Annotated in this window: 21 protein-coding genes; 7 read left to right on the plus strand and 14 right to left on the minus strand. The window is 40.7% G+C overall.

Annotation, left to right across the window (positions count from 1 at the left end; genetic code table 11):
- Positions 1–33: 33 nt before the first annotated feature.
- The 7 genes from ACFQ3S_RS01185 to hisG all read right to left on the minus strand — a co-directional run bounded on the left by ACFQ3S_RS01185 (position 34) and on the right by hisG (position 6,800).
- Positions 34–783, minus strand: a complete 750-nt coding sequence (locus ACFQ3S_RS01185) for a 1-(5-phosphoribosyl)-5-[(5-phosphoribosylamino)methylideneamino]imidazole-4-carboxamide isomerase (protein ID WP_377160348.1) — start codon at positions 781–783, stop codon at positions 34–36.
- A 3-nt stretch (positions 784–786) separates the two neighbouring features.
- On the minus strand, positions 787–1,377 hold the full coding sequence (hisH, locus tag ACFQ3S_RS01190; RefSeq protein ID WP_377160350.1) for an imidazole glycerol phosphate synthase subunit HisH: 591 nt from the start codon (positions 1,375–1,377) through the stop codon (positions 787–789).
- Positions 1,378–1,475: 98 nt separating this feature from the next.
- On the minus strand, positions 1,476–2,624 hold the full coding sequence (gene hisB / locus ACFQ3S_RS01195) for a bifunctional histidinol-phosphatase/imidazoleglycerol-phosphate dehydratase HisB (protein WP_377160352.1): 1,149 nt from the start codon (positions 2,622–2,624) through the stop codon (positions 1,476–1,478).
- On the minus strand, positions 2,611–3,666 hold the full coding sequence (hisC, locus tag ACFQ3S_RS01200) for a histidinol-phosphate transaminase (protein WP_377160354.1): 1,056 nt from the start codon (positions 3,664–3,666) through the stop codon (positions 2,611–2,613). Before hisC ends, hisB begins: the two co-directional genes overlap by 14 nt.
- 1 nt (position 3,667) lies before the next feature.
- A complete protein-coding gene (locus ACFQ3S_RS01205; protein WP_377160356.1) occupies positions 3,668–4,387 on the minus strand; it encodes a hypothetical protein in 720 nt (239 codons plus the stop codon).
- Between the two features lie 94 nt (positions 4,388–4,481).
- The gene (gene hisD / locus ACFQ3S_RS01210) at positions 4,482–5,786 is read right to left on the minus strand and encodes a histidinol dehydrogenase (protein WP_377160358.1); all 1,305 of its coding nucleotides are present in this window, start codon (positions 5,784–5,786) and stop codon (positions 4,482–4,484) included.
- A gap of 162 nt (positions 5,787–5,948) precedes the next feature.
- The gene (hisG, locus tag ACFQ3S_RS01215) at positions 5,949–6,800 is read right to left on the minus strand and encodes an ATP phosphoribosyltransferase (RefSeq protein WP_377160360.1); all 852 of its coding nucleotides are present in this window, start codon (positions 6,798–6,800) and stop codon (positions 5,949–5,951) included.
- A gap of 419 nt (positions 6,801–7,219) precedes the next feature.
- On the opposite strand from hisG, the gene ACFQ3S_RS01220 reads away from it, so the two are divergent.
- Both ACFQ3S_RS01220 and ACFQ3S_RS01225 read left to right on the plus strand, forming a co-directional pair.
- The gene (locus tag ACFQ3S_RS01220; RefSeq protein WP_377160362.1) at positions 7,220–8,170 is read left to right on the plus strand and encodes a PAS domain-containing protein; all 951 of its coding nucleotides are present in this window, start codon (positions 7,220–7,222) and stop codon (positions 8,168–8,170) included.
- Entirely contained in the window at positions 8,134–9,534 is a 1,401-nt protein-coding gene (locus ACFQ3S_RS01225; RefSeq protein WP_377160363.1) for a PAS domain-containing protein, read from the plus strand. Before ACFQ3S_RS01220 ends, ACFQ3S_RS01225 begins: the two co-directional genes overlap by 37 nt.
- Before the next feature lie 58 nt (positions 9,535–9,592).
- On the opposite strand, the gene galU is transcribed toward ACFQ3S_RS01225, so the two are convergent.
- Both galU and ACFQ3S_RS01235 read right to left on the minus strand, forming a co-directional pair.
- Positions 9,593–10,468, minus strand: coding sequence for a UTP--glucose-1-phosphate uridylyltransferase GalU (gene galU, locus ACFQ3S_RS01230; protein ID WP_377160365.1), 876 nt, complete (start codon positions 10,466–10,468; stop codon positions 9,593–9,595).
- 2 nt (positions 10,469–10,470) lie between these two features.
- The gene (locus ACFQ3S_RS01235) at positions 10,471–11,466 is read right to left on the minus strand and encodes a mevalonate kinase family protein (RefSeq protein WP_377160367.1); all 996 of its coding nucleotides are present in this window, start codon (positions 11,464–11,466) and stop codon (positions 10,471–10,473) included.
- A 672-nt stretch (positions 11,467–12,138) separates the two neighbouring features.
- On the opposite strand from ACFQ3S_RS01235, the gene ACFQ3S_RS01240 reads away from it, so the two are divergent.
- A complete protein-coding gene (locus tag ACFQ3S_RS01240; RefSeq protein WP_377160369.1) occupies positions 12,139–13,218 on the plus strand; it encodes an SGNH/GDSL hydrolase family protein in 1,080 nt (359 codons plus the stop codon).
- A 163-nt stretch (positions 13,219–13,381) separates the two neighbouring features.
- Here ACFQ3S_RS01240 and ACFQ3S_RS01245 read toward each other — a convergent pair whose 3' ends face one another.
- From ACFQ3S_RS01245 to ACFQ3S_RS01255, 3 genes are read right to left on the minus strand one after another with little or no spacing between them, the layout of a single operon-like run.
- Positions 13,382–13,972, minus strand: a complete 591-nt coding sequence (locus tag ACFQ3S_RS01245; protein ID WP_377160371.1) for a hypothetical protein — start codon at positions 13,970–13,972, stop codon at positions 13,382–13,384.
- Complete coding sequence (locus ACFQ3S_RS01250; protein WP_377160373.1) at positions 13,959–14,456, minus strand: RNA polymerase sigma factor; 498 nt, start codon at positions 14,454–14,456, stop codon at positions 13,959–13,961. The genes ACFQ3S_RS01245 and ACFQ3S_RS01250 overlap by 14 nt, the downstream gene beginning before the upstream one ends.
- Positions 14,457–14,506: 50 nt before the next feature.
- Complete coding sequence (locus ACFQ3S_RS01255; protein ID WP_377160375.1) at positions 14,507–15,031, minus strand: hypothetical protein; 525 nt, start codon at positions 15,029–15,031, stop codon at positions 14,507–14,509.
- Between the two features lie 62 nt (positions 15,032–15,093).
- On the opposite strand from ACFQ3S_RS01255, the gene ACFQ3S_RS01260 reads away from it, so the two are divergent.
- The 4 genes from ACFQ3S_RS01260 (at position 15,094) to rpmA (ending at position 18,085) form a co-directional block, all read left to right on the plus strand.
- On the plus strand, positions 15,094–16,467 hold the full coding sequence (locus tag ACFQ3S_RS01260; protein ID WP_377160377.1) for a dicarboxylate/amino acid:cation symporter: 1,374 nt from the start codon (positions 15,094–15,096) through the stop codon (positions 16,465–16,467).
- Positions 16,468–16,626: 159 nt separating this feature from the next.
- Entirely contained in the window at positions 16,627–17,133 is a 507-nt protein-coding gene (locus tag ACFQ3S_RS01265; protein ID WP_377160379.1) for a hypothetical protein, read from the plus strand.
- 171 nt (positions 17,134–17,304) lie between these two features.
- Entirely contained in the window at positions 17,305–17,613 is a 309-nt protein-coding gene (gene rplU / locus ACFQ3S_RS01270; RefSeq protein ID WP_377160381.1) for a 50S ribosomal protein L21, read from the plus strand.
- A 49-nt stretch (positions 17,614–17,662) separates the two neighbouring features.
- The gene (gene rpmA, locus ACFQ3S_RS01275) at positions 17,663–18,085 is read left to right on the plus strand and encodes a 50S ribosomal protein L27 (RefSeq protein ID WP_377160383.1); all 423 of its coding nucleotides are present in this window, start codon (positions 17,663–17,665) and stop codon (positions 18,083–18,085) included.
- Between the two features lie 80 nt (positions 18,086–18,165).
- Here the strand turns inward: rpmA and ACFQ3S_RS01280 are convergent, their stop codons facing one another.
- Together ACFQ3S_RS01280 and ACFQ3S_RS01285 are read right to left on the minus strand one after the other, a co-directional pair.
- A complete protein-coding gene (locus ACFQ3S_RS01280; protein ID WP_377160385.1) occupies positions 18,166–18,561 on the minus strand; it encodes an energy transducer TonB in 396 nt (131 codons plus the stop codon).
- A 9-nt stretch (positions 18,562–18,570) separates the two neighbouring features.
- Positions 18,571–19,545 (minus strand): polyprenyl synthetase family protein, encoded by a 975-nt coding sequence (locus ACFQ3S_RS01285; RefSeq protein ID WP_377160387.1) that lies wholly within the window; start codon positions 19,543–19,545, stop codon positions 18,571–18,573.
- Between the last annotated feature and the right edge of the window lie 7 nt (positions 19,546–19,552).

Here is a 19,552-nt window from a genome sequence, read left to right on the forward strand (position 1 = left end):
AAGTCTCCCACTTTAGGGGGCGGGGGGCTTGTACTATATGCTAATTAACGATTTCAAATTCCAGTTTTTTACGTCCTCTATGGTAATGCGGTCTTCGTAAATGGCTTTGCCAACTACGCAGCTTTCTACCTTAATTTTATTTAAGTCTTCAATATCGTTCATGGAACTTACGCCACCCGAGGCTATGAGTTTGATGAAAGGGGAGTGATCCAGCAGTTTTTCGTATAGCTCAATACCTGCACCGCCTAATTTGCCGTCTTTATTAATATCGGTACACAAAAAGCGGTAAAAGCCTAAATGCACGCAGCGGTCAACATAATCGATGAGTTTAATAGGCGAACTTTCCATCCAGCCTGAATATTTGATTACCTCGTCTAACACATCAATAGCTACCACAATTTTATCAGAGCATTTGCTGCTGCCACACATGGCTTTGCTCAAATCATCTAAAAATGTTGGATTACTGATAGCTTGAGTACCTACAATAACGCGCGCAATGCCGGCATCGGTAAGTTCCTGCACCTTTTCAATACTACGGATGCCACCACCGTACTGAATTTTCATATCCGTTTTTTTGATGACATCAAACAGGTATTGCTGGTTACTGAAATCGCCTTTGGCGCCGTTGAGGTCTATAATGTGGATCAGCTCGGTGCCTATGGCCTGGTAGCGATCGATCATTTCTTCGAGGCTAACCTCGTATTGGGTTACTTGTTGGTAGTCGCCTTCGCGCAGGCGGACCACTTTTTTGTCCAGAATGTCGATAGCAGGAATAATGTACATGCTTTAAATTTTTGAAAAATTGGCTAAAAGTGTTTCTCCATAAATTCCCGACTTTTCGGGATGGAATTGAACACCGTAAAAGTTATTATACCAAATTGATGCCGAATAAGGCAAACTATAATTGGTTGATGCTAAAGTATATGCATTGTTATACTCAATGTAATAAGAATGTACGAAATAAAAGTGCGCATCGTTTGGAATACCTGCAAATAAAGGATTTTCCTGTGTTTGGTGTACGCGATTCCAACCGGTGTGCGGCACTTTATAATCGGGACTGCTTTTAAAACGTAAAGTTTTGTTCGGGAAAATGTGTAGTAAATTGGCATCACCTTCTTCGGAGTAGGCCGTCATTAATTGCATACCCACACATATACCCAGCGTTGGTTTTTGTAGGGCTTTAATAACCGGTACCAACCCGGTTTGCTCCAATTTATTCATGGCGGCTCCGGCATGCCCAACTCCCGGAATAATGTACCGGTCGAACTGCTCCAGATCTGTTTCGGTATGAACCATGCCGTAGGCAATTCCCAACCTATCGAGTGCACAAGTAAGCGAGAAAATGTTGCCTGCACCGTAGCGCACTATTCCTATCATAATTTGAATTCAGATGCAAGAGCCAAGAAACAAGAGCCAAGATATATGCCATAATTACGTAGCATCTTGTTTCTCGCCTCTCGTTTCTTGTCTCTTTCTTACAGTACTCCCTTTGTACTTGGTAAAACCATATTGTTAACATCGCGCCGTACGGCCATTTTAATGGCTTTAGCAAAAGCTTTAAAGATAGCTTCTATTTTATGATGTTCGTTAACTCCTTCGGCTTTTATATTTAAATTAGCTTTAGCGGCATCGGTAAAAGATTTAAAGAAGTGATAAAACATCTCTGTGGGCATGTCTCCCACTTTTTCGCGTTTAAAGTCGGTTTCCCACATCAGCCAGTTACGGCCGCCAAAATCAATGGCTGCTTGCGCCAGGCAATCATCCATAGGCAGACAAAAGCCATAGCGTTCAATACCTCGCTTGTTGCCTAAAGCTGTTGCCATAGCCTCACCCAGGGCAATACCGGTATCTTCAATGGTGTGGTGTTCATCTATATGCAGGTCGCCTTTGGCTATTACTTCCAAATCTATACTGCCGTGACGGGCAATTTGATCGAGCATGTGATCAAAAAAGTGCAATCCGGTGTTTACCTTGGCTTCACCGGTACCGTCAAGGTCAATCTTAATATATATATCAGTCTCTTTGGTAGTGCGGCGATGTTCAATCACTCGTTTTCCTGCTTTTAAAAACTCATATATCTTTTCCCACTCGGTGGTTTTTATGGCAATAGTTTGGTTAATAGCTGCCAGCTCTTCTGTAGAAAATTCTTTGGCACCCATGCCCATCCCATCGTTCAGCCAAATGGCTTTTGCACCTAAATTTTTTGCTAACAACACATCATTTAAGCGGTCACCAATTACAAAAGAGTTAGCCAGGTCGTATTTTTCTGCATCCAGGTAAGCGGTTAACATGCCGGTGCCGGGTTTACGGGTAGGGGCGTTATCAGCCGGAAAGGTACGGTCTATATAAGTAGCCTCAAACTTGGCTCCCTCGTTCTCAAATGTTTTCATGATGAGCTCGTGCACCGGGAAAAAATTTTCGTTAGGGTGCGAGATAGTACCCAAGCCATCCTGGTTAGTGACCATTACCAGCTCATAATCCATTTCCTTAGCTATGCGTGGCAGGTAAGTTAGTGCACCCGGATAGAACTGTAACTTATAAAACGAATCTATCTGTTCATCGGCACATTCGCCGATCATGGTGCCGTCGCGGTCTACAAACAATACTTTTTTAGGACTGCTCATTTAAAGTTTTTAAGGTATTAATGAGTATGGTGTTTTCTTGTGGTGTACCCACCGTAATGCGTAATGCGCCTTCGCAAAGTTCTACTTTGGATCTGTCGCGTACAATGATGCCATGTTGTACTAAAAACATGTAGATCCCTTTTGCATCGGTCATTTTTACTAATATGAAGTTAGCATCCGACGGGTAAATATCCAATACAAAGTCAAACTCTTTTAGTTGTAAAACAAGTTGATCCCGTTCGGTTAAAGTATCTTTAATCCAACCGTTTACCTGCTCAATATTTTGCAAAGCTTGCAGGGCTAATTGCTGCGAGGCTTCGTTGATGTTGTAGGGAGGTTTTACCCGGTTCATCACTTCAATAATTTCTTCGCTTGCAAATGCCATACCTACACGTAAGCCGGCCAAGCCCCATGCTTTTGAAAGGGTTTGCAATACTACCAGGTTAGCATATTCGGTAAGTTCTTGTATAAAGGTTTTTTGACGACTGAAGTTAATATAAGCCTCGTCGACCACCACCAGTCCGCTGAAATTAGCAAGTAGGGTTTCAATATCGGGCCTGTTAATAGAGTTGCCGGTTGGGTTGTTGGGAGAACAAATAAAAATAAGTTTGGTGTTTTTGTCAATAGCTTCAGCAATGCCTTCCAGGTTCAATTGATACTCTTCGGTTAGGTTAACCTTGCGGATCTCAATATCGTTTATATTGGCCGATACCTCGTACATGCCATAGGTGGGGGGTACTAATATTACATTATCAACTCCCGGATTACAAAAGCTGCGGAACAAAATATCAATAGCTTCATCGCTGCCGTTACCTAAAAATATATTACGAACGGGCACACCCTTAATTTCCATCAAGCGCTTTTTAACGGCGTATTGCAAAGGATCAGGGTAACGGTTATAATTAGTATCTAACGGAGAGCCAAACGCGTTTTCGTTAGCATCCAAGTACACACTGGCCTCACCCTGAAACTCATCGCGAGCGGAGGAGTAGGGTTTAAGGTTTTTGATGTTTGCTCGGAGTATGTTATTGATGTCAAACATATTATTTGTAAAGTTTAAATGATGGAGAGAATTTCCACAGCCTGTTGCCAATTTCAAATACAACGGTATCTTTATTCAAATACGGTTGAGGAAAATAGCCTGCATCGTCCGTCTCTAATGCTTCATTCCGTAAATACATGCTCTTTGTTGAACCGGATATAGGATCAAACACAGCAGCAGAAACAAGGTTGTTTTCTTTAATTTCTTTTACTTGCCAGTAATATATATTGTGATTGATTATAGCAGGGGATGCAAACCATCCAAAATTGGGAGCATTTTTATTTAGATTTATTTTTCTTTTATTATTGATGATTACAAAGTCACCAATGTTAGCCTTTATAGACTTTGTGTATTCTTTGTTTGCTTCTAATGAATTTAAATTATTTACACCTTCAATTACAAGATACATATACTGATGATCATCAACCTTATTCATTCCGTAAGTATGGTCAATAGTATCAATAAGCTTATCATTTTGTTTGATTACTGAATAAACACCAGAACCCAGCCCAAAATCGAAATAACCTGTATCTGTCACGTAAAATTTATCCACTAACTCATAAGGCTTAAATGCAGTATCAGGTTGACGTACTTTCACTTTTGGAATTATTTTTAATGTATCGGGACTATCAATGACAGTAGTATCTATTTTATTCGAAGTCTTATTAGCCCCGCAGGACATGAATACGATACACAAGAAAAAATATTTAATCAGTTTCATTTAAGATGTGCTGTTTATCATTTTTCATCTGTACTGTTGCTACAATACGCTCGCAATGACATGATGGTTAATTATAAAACTTCAACTTCCACTTTTAGGGGTTGGGTGCTTGGCTTTGCATCCTTACACTTACCGCGTTTCTGTGCGCATGCAAGCCTTCCAAATCGGCCAATATTTCTACATGTGGGCCTATGTTTTGCAAGCCTTCCGGTGTTAAATGCTGAAAAGTGATCTTTTTCACGAACGAATCTACCGATACGCCTGAGTAGGCTTTAGCATAAGCACTGGTTGGTAAGGTATGGTTAGTGCCCGATGCATAATCGCCTACGCTTTCGGGGGTTTGGTTACCTAAAAATACAGAGCCTGCGTTAATGATGCTGCCTGTAATCTGTTGCCAGTTATCGGTTGCCAAAATGAGGTGTTCAGGAGCATAAATGTTGCTGAAGTTTATAGCCTCATTCAGGTCGGTCACCACTACAGCGTACGAATTAGCTATAGCCATGCCTGCAATTTCGGCGCGGGGCAATATGGCTAATTGTTTTTCCAACTCGGCAACTGCTTTCTCAATTATTTCTGCCGATGTGGCTACCAATATGCTTTGACTATCAATACCATGCTCGGCCTGTGCCAGCAGATCGGCTGCTATATAGGCGGGGTTAGCGGTTTCGTCGGCAATTACCAATACTTCCGATGGTCCGGCGGGCATATCAATGGCTGTAATTGTGGTGGACTGTATAATAGTTTTAGCCTTGGTAACAAACTGGTTGCCGGGGCCAAATATCTTATCTACCTTGGTAATACTTTCGGTACCGTAAGCCATAGCGGCTATGGCCTGGGCACCACCTGCCAAATAAATGCGATCTACATTAAGCAATTGCGCTACATATGCTATAAAGGCGTTCACTTTCCCATTTTTACCGGGGGGCGAACACACCACCAGCTCATGGCACCCGGCTATGCGCGCCGGGATGCCCAGCATTAAAAAAGTGCTGGGTAAAACAGCCGTACCACCTGGTATATACAAACCTACTTTTTCAATAGGCCGCAGTTCGCGCCAGCAGGTTACCCCGGGCATAGTTTCTACCTTGTCCTCGGTTTTTAACTGCGTTGCATGAAATTTATAGATGTTCTGGTAAGCTATTTCTAAGGCAGCTTTTTGTTCGGGAAGTAGGGCGGTTGCAATTTCGGCCAGTTCGGTTTTGTCCAGGTAAAGCTTGTCTAACACTACCTTATCAAACTGCTGTGCATAATTTAGCAAAGCACTATCGCCATGCTGCTGTACATTGCTAATAATGTTTTCTACCACGGTACGAATCTCGTTGGCCGGGTCTACATTACGCTGCACCAAGGTTTTTAATTCTTCGGTGCTTAAATTAGCATAGTTATAAACTTTTAACATTTTATGTTTATTGGTTATAAGTGCTTAAATCAACTCTCTTTTATCTGTAAGCCAACTGTCATACTGAGCTTGTTGAAGCTTTATACGCTCGGCTAAGTTTTTGACAAGTTCAGCATAACAATGTTTGTATAATCCATGCTTCCCTTTTTAGGGGGCTGTGGGTTACAAAATTATTTTCTCAATTGGCATTACTACAATACCCTGTGCCCCGGCTTGTTTCAGTTGGCTTATGCGGTCCCAAAAATCACGCTCGGGTATTACGGTATGTACGGCTACCCAGTCGGCTTCGGCCAATGGCACAACCGACGGGCTTTTTACGCCTGGCAGCAATTGTATTACAGCATCTAAATGGTCTTTAAGCACATTCAAAACCACATATTTGGTTTCTTTAGCACGTAGCACCGACTGTATGCGCTGAATAAGCTCTTGAATTAGTTCATTATTTTCGCTGCCTTTACCGCCTATTAACACGGCTTCGCTGCTCATTACATCGGCAAAGGGTTTTAACCCATTGCTTTTTAAGGTGCCACCTGTTGATACGAGGTCGCAAATGGCATCACTCAAACCCAAACCCGGCGAAATTTCTACCGAACCCGATATGGTACGAATATCTGACTGGATGCCCAGTTCGTTCAGGTATTTATTCAGGATAACCGGATAGGTAGTGGCAATGGAGCGGCCGTTTAAATCGGCTATGCTTAGGATGTTGGTATTATTAGGCACTGCAATTTTGAGCGAGCATTTGCCAAAACCTAACTTTTGAAGGTAGCTTACTTCCACTTCAGTTTCCTGGATCACGTTTTCTCCAACAATGCCTAAGTCGGCAATACCGTCCTGTACGTACTCGGGGATGTCATCATCACGCAGGAACAAGATTTCCAAAGGGAAATTTGATACGGGCGAAATAAGGGAGCTTTTATAATTTTCAAAATTAAGGCCGCAGTTTTTCAGCAACTCTACAGATTTTTCATTTAGCCGTCCAGATTTTTGGATAGCAATTTTAAGTGTTTTCAAAAGATTGGGGGTATTATACTATAAGTAAACGGAGGTTTTGTTATTTCATGTAGAAACATACATCATTATTATCGCCACAGGGGGCGATGGTGCAAATGCAAATGATGTAAACAAATACCGTTCATGGTTATAGCTAATTGTTAGATGAGCTGGGCAAATATAAAAAGTTATTTATAATACATAACCAAACATTTAAGGTAAATGTTTAATTAATTGAAAAATAGTACAACATGCTTACAAATCCATTTACTGTATTTTTGATCACAAATACACAATCAAACTTTTATCATTTATTTAAAAGATTTTCTTTTTAAAGTTATATAACCCTAAAGTGAATAATTATTATTGGATATTTACGATATTGTATGTTTTTGATTAAAGTATAATATGCAATTGATTAATAGTAAAATATATAGCCGATGAGATTAGGTGCATTACGTATTGCTATTGTATATATAGCATTGGGTACTCTATGGATCACGCTCAGCGATAAGCTATTATTTTTGTTAAAAGGCGAGTTAAGTAATAAAACATTTGAATTAGCAGGTAACACTAAAGGTATTTTTTTTGTAATAGTGACCGGTGTTTTGCTTTGGAAACTAATCAAGCGCGATGATAACAGGCTGATTGAAAGTGAAAAACAATACCGTTCCATGTACGAAGGCAGCCCTTTACCCATGTGGATATACGATTTAGAGACCCTTAAATTTTCATCGGTTAACCAAACAACAATTGATACCTATGGCTACAGCAAAAATGATTTTTTGCAAATGAGTATATCGGATATCAGGCCGACCGGCCATGTACCCAACGTTGATGAAGAAGTTAAAAATGTATCAAAAACTGTAAAGCAATCAGGCCCGTGGCTACATAAAAAAGCTGATGGTAGCCAGATATACGTTAACATAGCAGCGCAAAAAATTACGTTTAATAATAAGCCGCATGTAATTGTAATGGCCCAGGATGTTAACGAGCGGGTTGCCTTTGAGCAGCGGCTGAAGAAACTTAACAACGATTTGCGCGAAAAGACAAGCAAATTGAGCGAAACCCAGCAAATAGCAAAAGTAGCAGGATGGGAACTTTTTTTGGAGAACAAGTACATGGTATGGTCTGATGAAATGCATATGATTACAGCCATAGGCCCCTTACAAAACAACAATATGTTTGATTTGTATTTACAGCACATACACCCTGAGGATAAGGAGAAAGTAAGCGATAAGCTGGAACTGCTGGCCAGCACAGGCGAGGAAACGGATTTCACCCATAGGATGATACTGGAAAACGGTAATACGCATTATGTAAGGCAAGTAGCCAAAATGGAATATTACTGGACTTGCCCTATAAAATTGTTGGATCTGCACAGGATATAACGGAGTTTAAACAACTGGAGTTAGAACGGAATAAATACCTTTTTACTTTAGAAGATACACTGAATACCATAAGCGAAAGTTTCTTCACGCTCAATAAAAACCTGGTTTTTACAAAAGTAAATCAACAGTTTGAGGAAGAGACCGGCTTTTCAAAAGCTTATGTGATCGGGAAATACCTGTTAGATGTTTTTCCGGAGGTGCGGGAAGATAGCGCTTGTACAAGGTTTAAGAAAGTGATCAGCGATGGAAAATCTGCCAAGTTTGAGGAATATACAGAAGCACTGAAGAAATGGCTATCCTTTTCCGTGTACCCAACCGAAGACGGCCTGGCTATATACTTTCAGGATATTACAGAGCAAAAGGAAAAAGATTTGCAATTAAAGGAAGCTTTAAACCGGTACGATATTGTATCGAAAGCAACGCACGATGTAATATATGATTATGATATTATAAAAAACACCGTAATTTATAACACCAGTTTAACGCAATTGGTAAACTGGGACATTCAAAATATACATAATAACCTTAACTGGTGGCGATCAATTATACACCCCGATGATTTAAAAGAAGTAATTAGCAGCCAGCAAAAAATATTGGCCAATAAAGAAACAAATTGGTGGTGCGAATACCGGATAGATTGCGGCAACGATATTTTTAAATATGTGTACGACCAGGGTTACTTTATTTATAATATTGAAAATGAACCCGTACGGCTTATAGGTGCAATAAAGGACATTGATGCGCTCAAACGAGCTGATGAAGAGAACAGACGCCTGGCCGAAATTATTACAAAGGTGAATAACATGGTGGTAGTTATGGATACGCATGATATGGTTACCTGGGTTAATAAAGCATTTGAGGATTACACCAGTTATAGCTTTGAGGATATGGTGGGGCAACAACTAAAAGAAATTCTTTACGGCCTGCAAATTTCGCACGAAACAATGGTATTGATTAACGAGCGTAAAAACAGGTTTGAAACCTTTACCATTGAGGTATCGCACCATTTACCTCGCCTCGGGCATCAATGGCTGGAAATAGAGTTCACTCCTTTATATAATGATTGTGGTAAACGTACCGGCTATATTGGCGTACATCAAAACATAACGGCCCGTAAAGAAAAAGAAGACCGGATTAAACAGCAAAATAAAACCCTGCAGGAGATAGCCTGGTTAAGCTCGCACGAGGTACGCAGGCCTGTTGCCTCCATATTAGGGCTGGTGTACCTGGCTAAAGATATTGAAACTACAGCCGATAAAGAAGAAATTATGGAAATGATAAACCTTTGCGCAAAAGAACTGGACGGAATAGTTCACCGGATATCTGAACGGGTGAATGAGGAAGCCGACCTGCAAGCAGAGTAAGGTGTTGAATTGGTTATAAACAAAAAGAGGCTGATACCAACCTCTTTTTGTTTACAGCTTAAAACTGATCTTTATGTGCTTCTACAATGTCCTTTAAAAAATTATAAAAAGGTTTAGCAAACTCTTTGCGGCGCAACGCAAATTCCACGTTGGTTTTTAAAAAATCCAGCTTGTTACCAATATCATAACGTTTACCTTCAATGGTATGGGCGTACATGCTTTCGCTTTTAAGCAGGTTAAGCATGGCATCGGTTAGTTGTACTTCATTGTTTTTACCGGGAGGGGTTTTTTCTAACGCGGTATAAATTTCGGGTGTTAAAATGTAACGACCTGCAATAGCTAAGTTCGATGGTGCCTTGTCTACATCGGGCTTTTCTATCAGCGTGTTCAGGTTCATTAACGTGTCCGACAGCATGTCGCCACCCACAATGCCATAGCGTGAAACTTTATCATGCGGTACGGTTTCTACGGCAATCACCGTGCTTTGATACTGCTCGTAAATGTCTATTAACTGCTGCGTAACCGGTATTACCGAATTGATAATGGTATCGCCCAATAAAACGGCAAATGGCTCCTTACCGGTGTGATGGCGGGCATAATATATGGCATCTCCTAAACCGTTAATTTCTTTTTGACGGATGAAGTGGATATTGGCCATGTCCGACAGGTGCATGATCTCGTCATACATCTTGTCTTCTTTTTCCAGCAAACGCTCTTCCAGCTCAGGGTGGCGGTCAAAGTGGTCTTCGATAGACCTTTTGCCTTTTCCCGAAATGATCAAAATATCCTCGATACCCGAATCAACAGCTTCCTGTACCACATACTGGATGGTAGGGGTGTCAATAATTGGGAGCATTTCTTTTGGAGATGCTTTAGTGGCGGGCAAAAAACGGGTTCCTAAACCGGCTGCCGGTATTACTGCTTTCTTAACCATAATTATATCATGTAAGGTTTTATAACCCTTGCGTTAATCTTTTTTAAACTGTAAACTAATTTCTTCAACATCTCATCATCCTGGTATATACCGATGATGGCACCACCCGAGCCGGTGAATGATGACGATGCACCACAATTACGTGCCGTGTTAATCAATTCCATATTGCTTTCGCTAATACTCATAATCTTGCAGCGGTTATCAAAATTGGCGTTTATTAACTGGCCTAACAGGTCGTAGTCGCGGTTCTTTATCGCTTCGGCACCCTGGTCGGCCAGGTTGGCAATCGTTTTAAGGGTCGATATCACATGCTCATCACCCTTATCATATTTAGAGCGAATCTCGTTCAGTACCTTGCCCGATACCTTACCCAGGTCGGTTTTGTAAGCGATGTATAACTTAGGCAGCAGGTTAGGGTCAATAGGCGTATATACCCCGTAACCGTGTTCCTCTATCTGCGCTTTGTTAAAGTCCATGTGTACGCAGCCTTCATAGCACTGTATTACCCGGTCTTGCAAGCCGGCATTAATACCCATTTCCTGAGTTTCGGCTTGCAGGGCAATGTTAGGTAGTAAATGCAATGGGATTTCTATACTATAAAATTGCATCAGCGCTTTTAGCGTAGCAATAATAATAGCGCTCGACCCGGCTAAACCCACCTGGCGTGGTATAGACGAGTGGTAACGGATAGTAAAGTTTTTGTTGGATAATTTGATGTTGTTTTCGTCGCAATGATCGCAAAACTTTTTAATGGCAGCTTTAATAATAGGAATGCCACCGTTGTAACCAATCAGGCTAACGGTATCTCTTAAATGGTAAACGTTACGAAAAACGTTGGCATCAGCTTCCTGCGGCTCAATAACCAATTCGGGAGATTGATATAATAAAATATGGGCGCCAAAGTTTTTAATACTTAAACTAATGGTTTTACCAAAATACCCATCACTGGGGTTCCCCAACAATCCGGCCCTGGCAAAAGCCCGCGAATCAATTATCATAGGTATGTGTTCTTTTTTGCTAAAATGCAGATAAATTTGAAATATTAAAGTGTTTTAAATAATTGTTTCAGGAATTTGTCTCTTTAGCTTGTTGTTGGTATTTATACCGCATTTGTAATTAACCAGCAATGTGTCAATCCGTTTTTTCGGGCTAACCCATATCCACAATAGTTGCTGATCTATATTTCATATAGGTACCTGCAAGCTTTTTTCTTTCCAACCCGTTAATGTTTTTTCAACGTTTTTATATGGTACCATAAATGTTTCTTAAATGAATATGTGCATTCATAAAAACCAGGAATAACTTAACGATTTTTACCGTGTAAGTTTTTTATTGATTTACTATGGGATGGAAATATAACTTATTGTATAATAAGCGGAAATGCTTAAAAGAGGAGGGTGGCGTACATGTACACCATTTAACAAGCAAAGAATAGAAATCCCTATCCTTTAGGGCAACTACCACAGCGTTTACCTTTTTTGTATTTCTTACAGCACTTTTTGTAAACACATTCCAGCTGAAAAGTAAACTCTTTGATCAAAATTAATTGATTAGCAGTATATTCGGCTGGTTTATTTATAGTTTCTGTATCCATAGCAATTATTCTGCTGCAAATATAGTTTATAATTATTCTAAATAAAAATACCAATATTAAATTCACTAAAACCTGTATGCGTAAAACAGTTTTTTTAGCAGCATTGATCCTGTTAGGGGAGTTATGTTGCCAGGCCCAGGATGTTGCCGTTAAAAGCACCGATAGCCATATACATTACATGGGCAGGGTAAATGCTCAAGATGATAAGGCCGTGCTATCGTGGTCGGGTACGAGCGTAAAAATTAATTTTAACGGTACCGGCGCCAAGGCCGTTATGCAGGATGAACGCGGCGATAATTATTACCACGTTATTGTGGATGGTAAGCTCGTGCAGAAGATTCACCTGGGCATCGATAAGCAGGAGTACACATTAGCCACAAATTTACCTGCTGGTAAGCACAGCCTCGAATTGTTTAAGTTAACCGAGTGGGCTCACGGTAAAACCTGGTTTTACGGCTTTAATTTAACCGGTAATGCACAAATTTTAACAGCTCCGGCTACCCAAAAGCGTAAAATCGAATTTTTTGGGAATTCGATTACCTGCGGATATGCTGTGCTGGATACCACCGGGCAAGACCGTGGCAGCGCCCCGTATGAAGACAATTACAAGAGCTACGCGGCTATAACGGCAAGGTATTTTAATGCCGAATACCATTGCACTGCCCGTAGCGGAATTGGCTTAATGGTAAGCTGGTTTCCATTGATTATGCCCGAGATGTATGACCGGCTGGATGCTAACGACCCTGAAAGCCATTGGGATTTTAACAAATATACGCCCGAAGTAGTGGTGCTGAACTTGTTTCAAAATGATGCCTGGCTGGTAACCCACCCCGAACATGAGCAGTTTAAAGCACGTTTTGGAAGCACCAAACCCGCTGCCGCTGATATAGTAAAGGCGTATGAAGCGTTTGTAAAAACCATCCGTTCCAAATATCCTAAAGCTCATATTATATGTGCCTTAGGCAGCATGGATGCCAGCCGGGCCAATTTACCTTGGACCGGATACATTAAACAGGCGGTTAGCAACCTGAACGATAAAAATGTGTACAGCCTTATTTTCCCGGTTAAAAGTACGCCCGGCCACCCAAGCGCCAAAGAACAGCAGGACATGGCCGACCAGTTAATTGGTTTTATTAATAAAACAGTTAAGTGGTAGTTTGCCATTTACATGTGAAATTAAATTAAGTTATGCCGATGAACTTCGGCATAACTCGGCTTATTGGTTTGCTACGCAGGCAAAAGCCACTATTTGTTTGATCAGCCGTAAATACCAAACGGGCGTTTAAAATCCTCTTCTTTGGAGAGGGCGGGGTGAGGCTTTACTCAAATTGCTCTTCTAATCGCTCCAGCCGCTCAATTAAATAGCTAACCCGTTTTTCTTCGCGCTGTATCAGTTTGTCCTTTAAATAAAATGTACAAAATAACACATATGCCGCGCACAAGGTGTAATATATGATTCTGAATACTAAGGGTTTGTTATTTAAAACCTCAACAGTGTATAAGGAGATCCCAACGCAGATCATGAGCACAAAGGCGTAATAAAAACGTCCGTACAAATAAGCCCGGCGTTTTTGGTACTCTTTTAAACTGTTGAGGTAAGCGCCAGGGTTAAGGGTTAGGTCGTGCCGGGCAATGGTACGGTAATCGCCTATTTGCAGCACCAGGTAAACAATCATCCCAATAAGCAAAACAAATAAGCCAATGTAGCTCAGGCGCTTTTCAAACACGGCAAATAACGTTAAACCCGCAGTGGTGGCAATAGCCACCGATATACTCACAATGCTCCATAGCACCCTTATTCCTAATTTATTTATTCCTTTTTTTACCTGTTTAAGCACATCATCTACCGAAAGCTTAGGCAGCTTTGGTTGTTCTTGCCAAACCGATAGCAGGTGATCAAAGTCTTTCATATTGGTTGTATAAATCGGTTAGCCTTTGTTTAATACGATGAATTTTTACCCGAAGGTTTCCTTCTGATATGCCCGAAATTTCGGCGATCTCGGGGTAGGGCAGTTCATCAAGCACCATGGTAATTATAATCCTTTCCGATTCTTCGAGCCGGGCTATACACTTGTAAAGTAAAGCTACCTGTTCGTTTTTCTCCGAATATTCTTCCCTGCGGGTTTCGGCCAATAGAGGGGTGAGTTCTTCTTTAGCCTGGCGTTTCTCCGACCGCAGATACGTTAAGCACGTGTTTACCGCAATACGATAGATCCAGGTAGAGATCATGGCCGTGTTACGAAACTTGTCGAGGTTTTGCCATACCTTCACAAAAGTTTCCTGTAACAGGTCATGCGCCGCATCTTCGTCGCCGGTATAACCGTAACATAAACGGTATATCTTTTTTGAGTTCGATTCAAATATCTGCCTGAAGGCAGCATCTTTATCAGCCACTGAAATAGTTTTTAAGTTGTAAGGTTTAGAGAGCCGAAAGATAGCGATTGTTACAGGTAATCGTTTTTATTTATCCAGCTTAACTTTTCATCGGCTTCCAGTACCGCCCTTTCAAAACCGGCTTTGTGGTCATATTGTAAGTCCTCGTGTAACGCGCCAATCAACTTTGCCGTTTTTTCTAATTGCTTATGAAGTATTTGACGTAGCGGTTTGTAACCCGTACGCTTATCAACATGGGTAACATACTGCTGGCAATAATGCAGCAGTAAGTCGATCTCTGCAGGTTTCGACGCCATGAATTTGGTATGCTTGGTAATGAGCTTCAAAATTTTGCGCATGCTTTTGGCCGCATAATAGTAATGAGCCGGCAGTTCTTTAAATAAATCATCCATCTCCTGTTTGATGCCCCCTATATAACTTTCGTGGTTACCGGCATCAAACAGTAAATAAGACAGTAATTCCTTGTTCTCTTTCTTATATTTAGCCAGGCGCAGGCATAAATCGGCCAGCTGACTGCTGCTCAAATGCTGTAATTCTTTTTTTACCGACTGTAAATTGTAGGTTGTTAACCCCATACCTTCACTTTAAATTTTACCGAAATAGGATTTAATTGTAGCTTAGCCACTCAAATAGTTTCATGAAACAAAGCAAACTTACCCTTTTTATTTTTATTGCCTTATTGGCCGGTGTTATAACCGGGTATTTGTACAATATTTATGTGATTAATGCTTATAACGTAAAAATAGCCGCTGCCGAAACCCGGATAAAGGCTATAGACGTACGTGTTGTACAGTTAACCGACACAACTTTAGCTGAATATGCTACACTGAAAGCCGAACGCAGCACCGAGGCAAAGATTCGTAAAGAGAACGATACCATACGTGAAGACAAACTGGTTGGCTTTAGTATATTAAGCGATATATTTTTAAGGCTCATAAAAATGATAGTGGCCCCGCTGGTATTTACTACGCTGGTGGTAGGTGTTGCCAAAGTGGGCGATATTGGTGCGGTAGGGCGTATTGGCGGAAAAACCATGCTGTGGTTTGTGAGTGCCACGCTGGTATCGTTGCTGTTGGGTATGGTATTGGTCAACTTTTTTAAACCAGGCGAAAATATGCACATTCAATTACCCGATAGTCATATTAGCACAGGTATTCAAAAAACAGCCTTATCCCTTCGTGATTTTATTACACACGTTGTACCCAAGAGTTTTGTAGAAGCTATGGCTAATAACGAGATCCTGCAAATTGTAGTATTCGCCTTATTTTTCGGGGTAGCTACCGGTGCTATTGGCGAAAAAGGTGAGATCGTGATTAAAGCGATGGATGCCATAGCCCATGTAATTTTAAAGATAACAGGTTATGTAATGCTGGTAGCACCGCTGGCCGTTTTCGGGGCTATAACCGTAGTGGTAGCCCGGCAAGGACTGGGCATATTATCTACCTATGCCATATTCATTGGCGAGTTCTATTTTTCGCTGGTAGTACTTTGGCTGGTGATTTTGTTTGCCGGTTTCCTGGTGCTGCGTAAACGGGCCTTTACTTTGGTAAACCGTATAAAGGATGCCATGCTGGTAGCCTTCAGCACTTCTACCAGTGAGGCGGCCTATCCACGCATATTAATGGAACTGGAGCGCTTTGGCTGTAATAACAAAATTGTAAGCTTTGTGCTGCCTTTAGGTTATTCCTTTAACCTCGATGGTTCTATGATGTACATGACCTTTGCTTCACTGTTTTTGGCGCAATCGTATGGTATTCACCTGGCGTTCGGTCAGCAGTTATCCATGTTGTTGGTGCTCATGCTTACCAGTAAGGGTATTGCCGGTGTTCCACGCGCTTCTTTAGTGGTTATTGCAGGCACTATTGCCATGTTTAACATACCCGAAGCAGGTTTGGCATTACTAATTGGTATTGACCCACTGCTGGATATGGGCCGCTCGGCTACCAACGTATTGGGCAATGCTATGGCAACCGCCGTTGTTAGCAAGTGGGAGGGAGAATTGAAGCACTAATTTGAAATTTCGAATGTTTAATTTCAAATTGAGTATTCATTAAAGGAAATTCAGCTGATTTTTAAATTCAGAAAATTATAATCTGAACAAGAATATGACCGTGTAATTATTCCATTTGATCTATTTTTGCAAGTAAACAGCATAATCTGTAAAATTTACATGACTGATAAATCTAAAAAGATATTTTTTGCACTAACCGTAATATTGCCTATAGCGTTCTATTGTGTATATTATTATGGTATGATGATCAAAAATGCTCCTTACCGCTTTTCCGATCTGCAATACATTAGGTTTGAATACGGGCTGGGTGATAGCCTGATTAATAAATACGACTCGAGAACAAGTGCTTACCAATATGTTACCCGTAGTGGAAAACTTAAAAAGCTGACCATGCGTATAACCAATGAGGATAAATTATACCTGCATCGTAAAGCATCCGACCTTGGTTTCTGGAATTTTCCGGCTGTAGAAGAAGGTGATACGTACCAGGGTAAAAAATTAAAATCGCCCAGGTACCTGATAGAATTTGCATATAAAAATAAGGTAAAAAAAGTATTGTTTGACCAGGCTTACAATGGCGATGTAAATTTGAAGGATGCCAACCTGCGCCTCATTAAAGAAATCCAAACCATATTAGACGAGCGCGAAAAGCATCTGGAAAATTAAGCAACAGGTGGAATGATGAACCGAAATATATTCTGAAACATCAATAAATAAGTAAAACAGAGATTTTGACCTACAATAATTGCGATAATATTAATATGGAGTGCGTTGCTTTTTAAAATTTCAATTCGTATATTTGCACCTCAAATTTTTAAACAATTTAATTAACAAACAATGTACGCAATAGTAGATATAGCCGGACAGCAATTTAAAGTTGCAAAAGACCAGCACCTCTTTGTACACCGCTTGCAAGGAGATGAGGGCGCTAGTATTGAATTTGACAAAGTATTGTTGGCTGAAAACGAAGGTAGTTTTTCGTTAGGTAGTGCCTTACAGGGTGCTAAAGTATCAGCAACAATCGTGTCTCATGTTAAAGGTGATAAGGTTCTTATTTTCAAAAAGAAAAGAAGAAAAGGTTACAAAAAGAAAAATGGTCACCGCCAGCAATTCACCAAAATAACCATTACAGGCATCACATTATAATTGAAGGTTTAACGCGGGGCTGTTTACAGTTTCGATAAAATATTAAAACATGGCTCACAAAAAAGGTGCGGGTAGTTCCAGAAACGGCCGCGAATCCCATAGTAAACGTTTAGGTATCAAAATATTTGGTGGCCAGGTAGCAATTGCCGGTAACATCATCGTTCGTCAGCGTGGTACCCGTCATAACCCAGGCTTGAATGTAGGTATCGGTCGCGATCATACCTTATTCGCTTTGATCGATGGTCAGGTTGTTTTCAAAAAGAAAGCCGATAACCGTTCATACGTATCGGTATTACCATACGAAACTGCTGAAGTAGCTGAAGAAATTACTCCGGTTGTTAACATTGCATTTGAGGCAGAAGAAATAGCTGCTCCAACTAATGGTAAAGCTAAAAAAGCTGCTGCCCCTAAAGTAGAAGAAGAGGCCCCTAAAGCTGAAACTGCTACAGAAGGCGAAGAAGTTGTTGCTTAATTAGCAATAAATTAACTCATAAAAAAGGCTTACATCAAATGGTGTAAGCCTTTTTTTTATGAATTAAACTTTTTCGCCTGCTAATTATGAGGAAATTTTATTGGAATCGTATATTGTACTCTTGCTGGCATACCAGCCGCCAGACCCGGATGCCATTTGGGAAACAAGCTTACTAATCTTATAGCCTCTGCATCAATTTCGGTATTTAATCCTTGACTAATTTCAATATTAGTCAAGGTTCCGTCTTTTTCAACAATAAATTTAACTTGTACTGTTCCCATGATGCTATTTTCTTTGGCCTGCTTTGGATACTTCAAATTCTTATTGATAAATCTGTACATTTTTTCGATACCTCCCGGATACTCAGGCAATACATCAACAGTGTAAAAAACTTCTTGCTTTGCGGTAGTATCAGTTTGTGATTTAGCTGTATAGCTGCAAAGACAAATTAGAATTATAAATAATGATTTTTTCATAAAATAAGTTTACTTTTCCCTCACCATTAACCCATCTGCAAAATTACGTAGATACTGCTTGCGGTCTTCAGGTAAATTAATTTGATCTAAAGCTACAAAAGCTTTGTCTGCAAATTCCTGCATAGCCTGCTCGGCATATTGCCGGATGTTTAGGCTATTATAAATTGCTTTAACAGCATTCACTTTATCTGTTGGCTCAAAGTTGGCTGAATTGATCCAGTTATTTAATATCTTCTTTTCGTTAATGCCGGCCAGCTCTAAAGCTTTAATGAGCAGATAAGTTTTTTTATTAGAGATAATATCGCCGCCTACCTGCTTTCCAAACTTATCGGGGTCGCCATACACATCTAAAATGTCATCCTGTAGCTGAAATGCTATACCTAATTGTTCTCCGAAAGTGCACAGTAGGTCGGCATTGGTTAAACTTGCACCACCAATTAAAGCACCAATTTTAAGAGCACCACCCAGTAATACAGCCGTTTTAAGGCGAATCATATTTATGTAAGCATCAATTTCAACGTCAGCCTGTTGTTCAAAGTTCATGTCTATCTGCTGACCTTCGCAAACGCCAACGGCGGTGTTACTAAATATCTCCAATACCTGGCGCAAAACGGATGTATCAACCTGCATCATCAGCTTGTAAGCTTCTACCAGCATTACATCGCCCGAAAGGATGGCCACATTAGGGTTCCATTTTTCGTGCACGGTAACCTTGCCCCGGCGCAATGGGGCATTGTCCATAATATCATCATGTACCAGTGTAAAGTTATGAAACACCTCTATAGCTAAGGCAGGGGGTATGGCGGCTTTTACATTACCACCAAACATATCACAGGCCATAAGTACCAGGGCAGGGCGCATACGCTTACCGCCTACCGATAGAATGTAGGTGATAGGCTCGTACAGTTCGGGCGGGTAAACAGGGTATTGCAGTTCATGTACCGCATCCTCTATCAGCTCTTGTAAGTTTTTTAATGTATTCATATTTATA

The sequence above is a fragment of the Mucilaginibacter terrae genome, assembly GCF_042679325.1.
GTDB classification, from domain to species: Bacteria; Bacteroidota; Bacteroidia; order Sphingobacteriales; family Sphingobacteriaceae; genus Mucilaginibacter; species Mucilaginibacter terrae.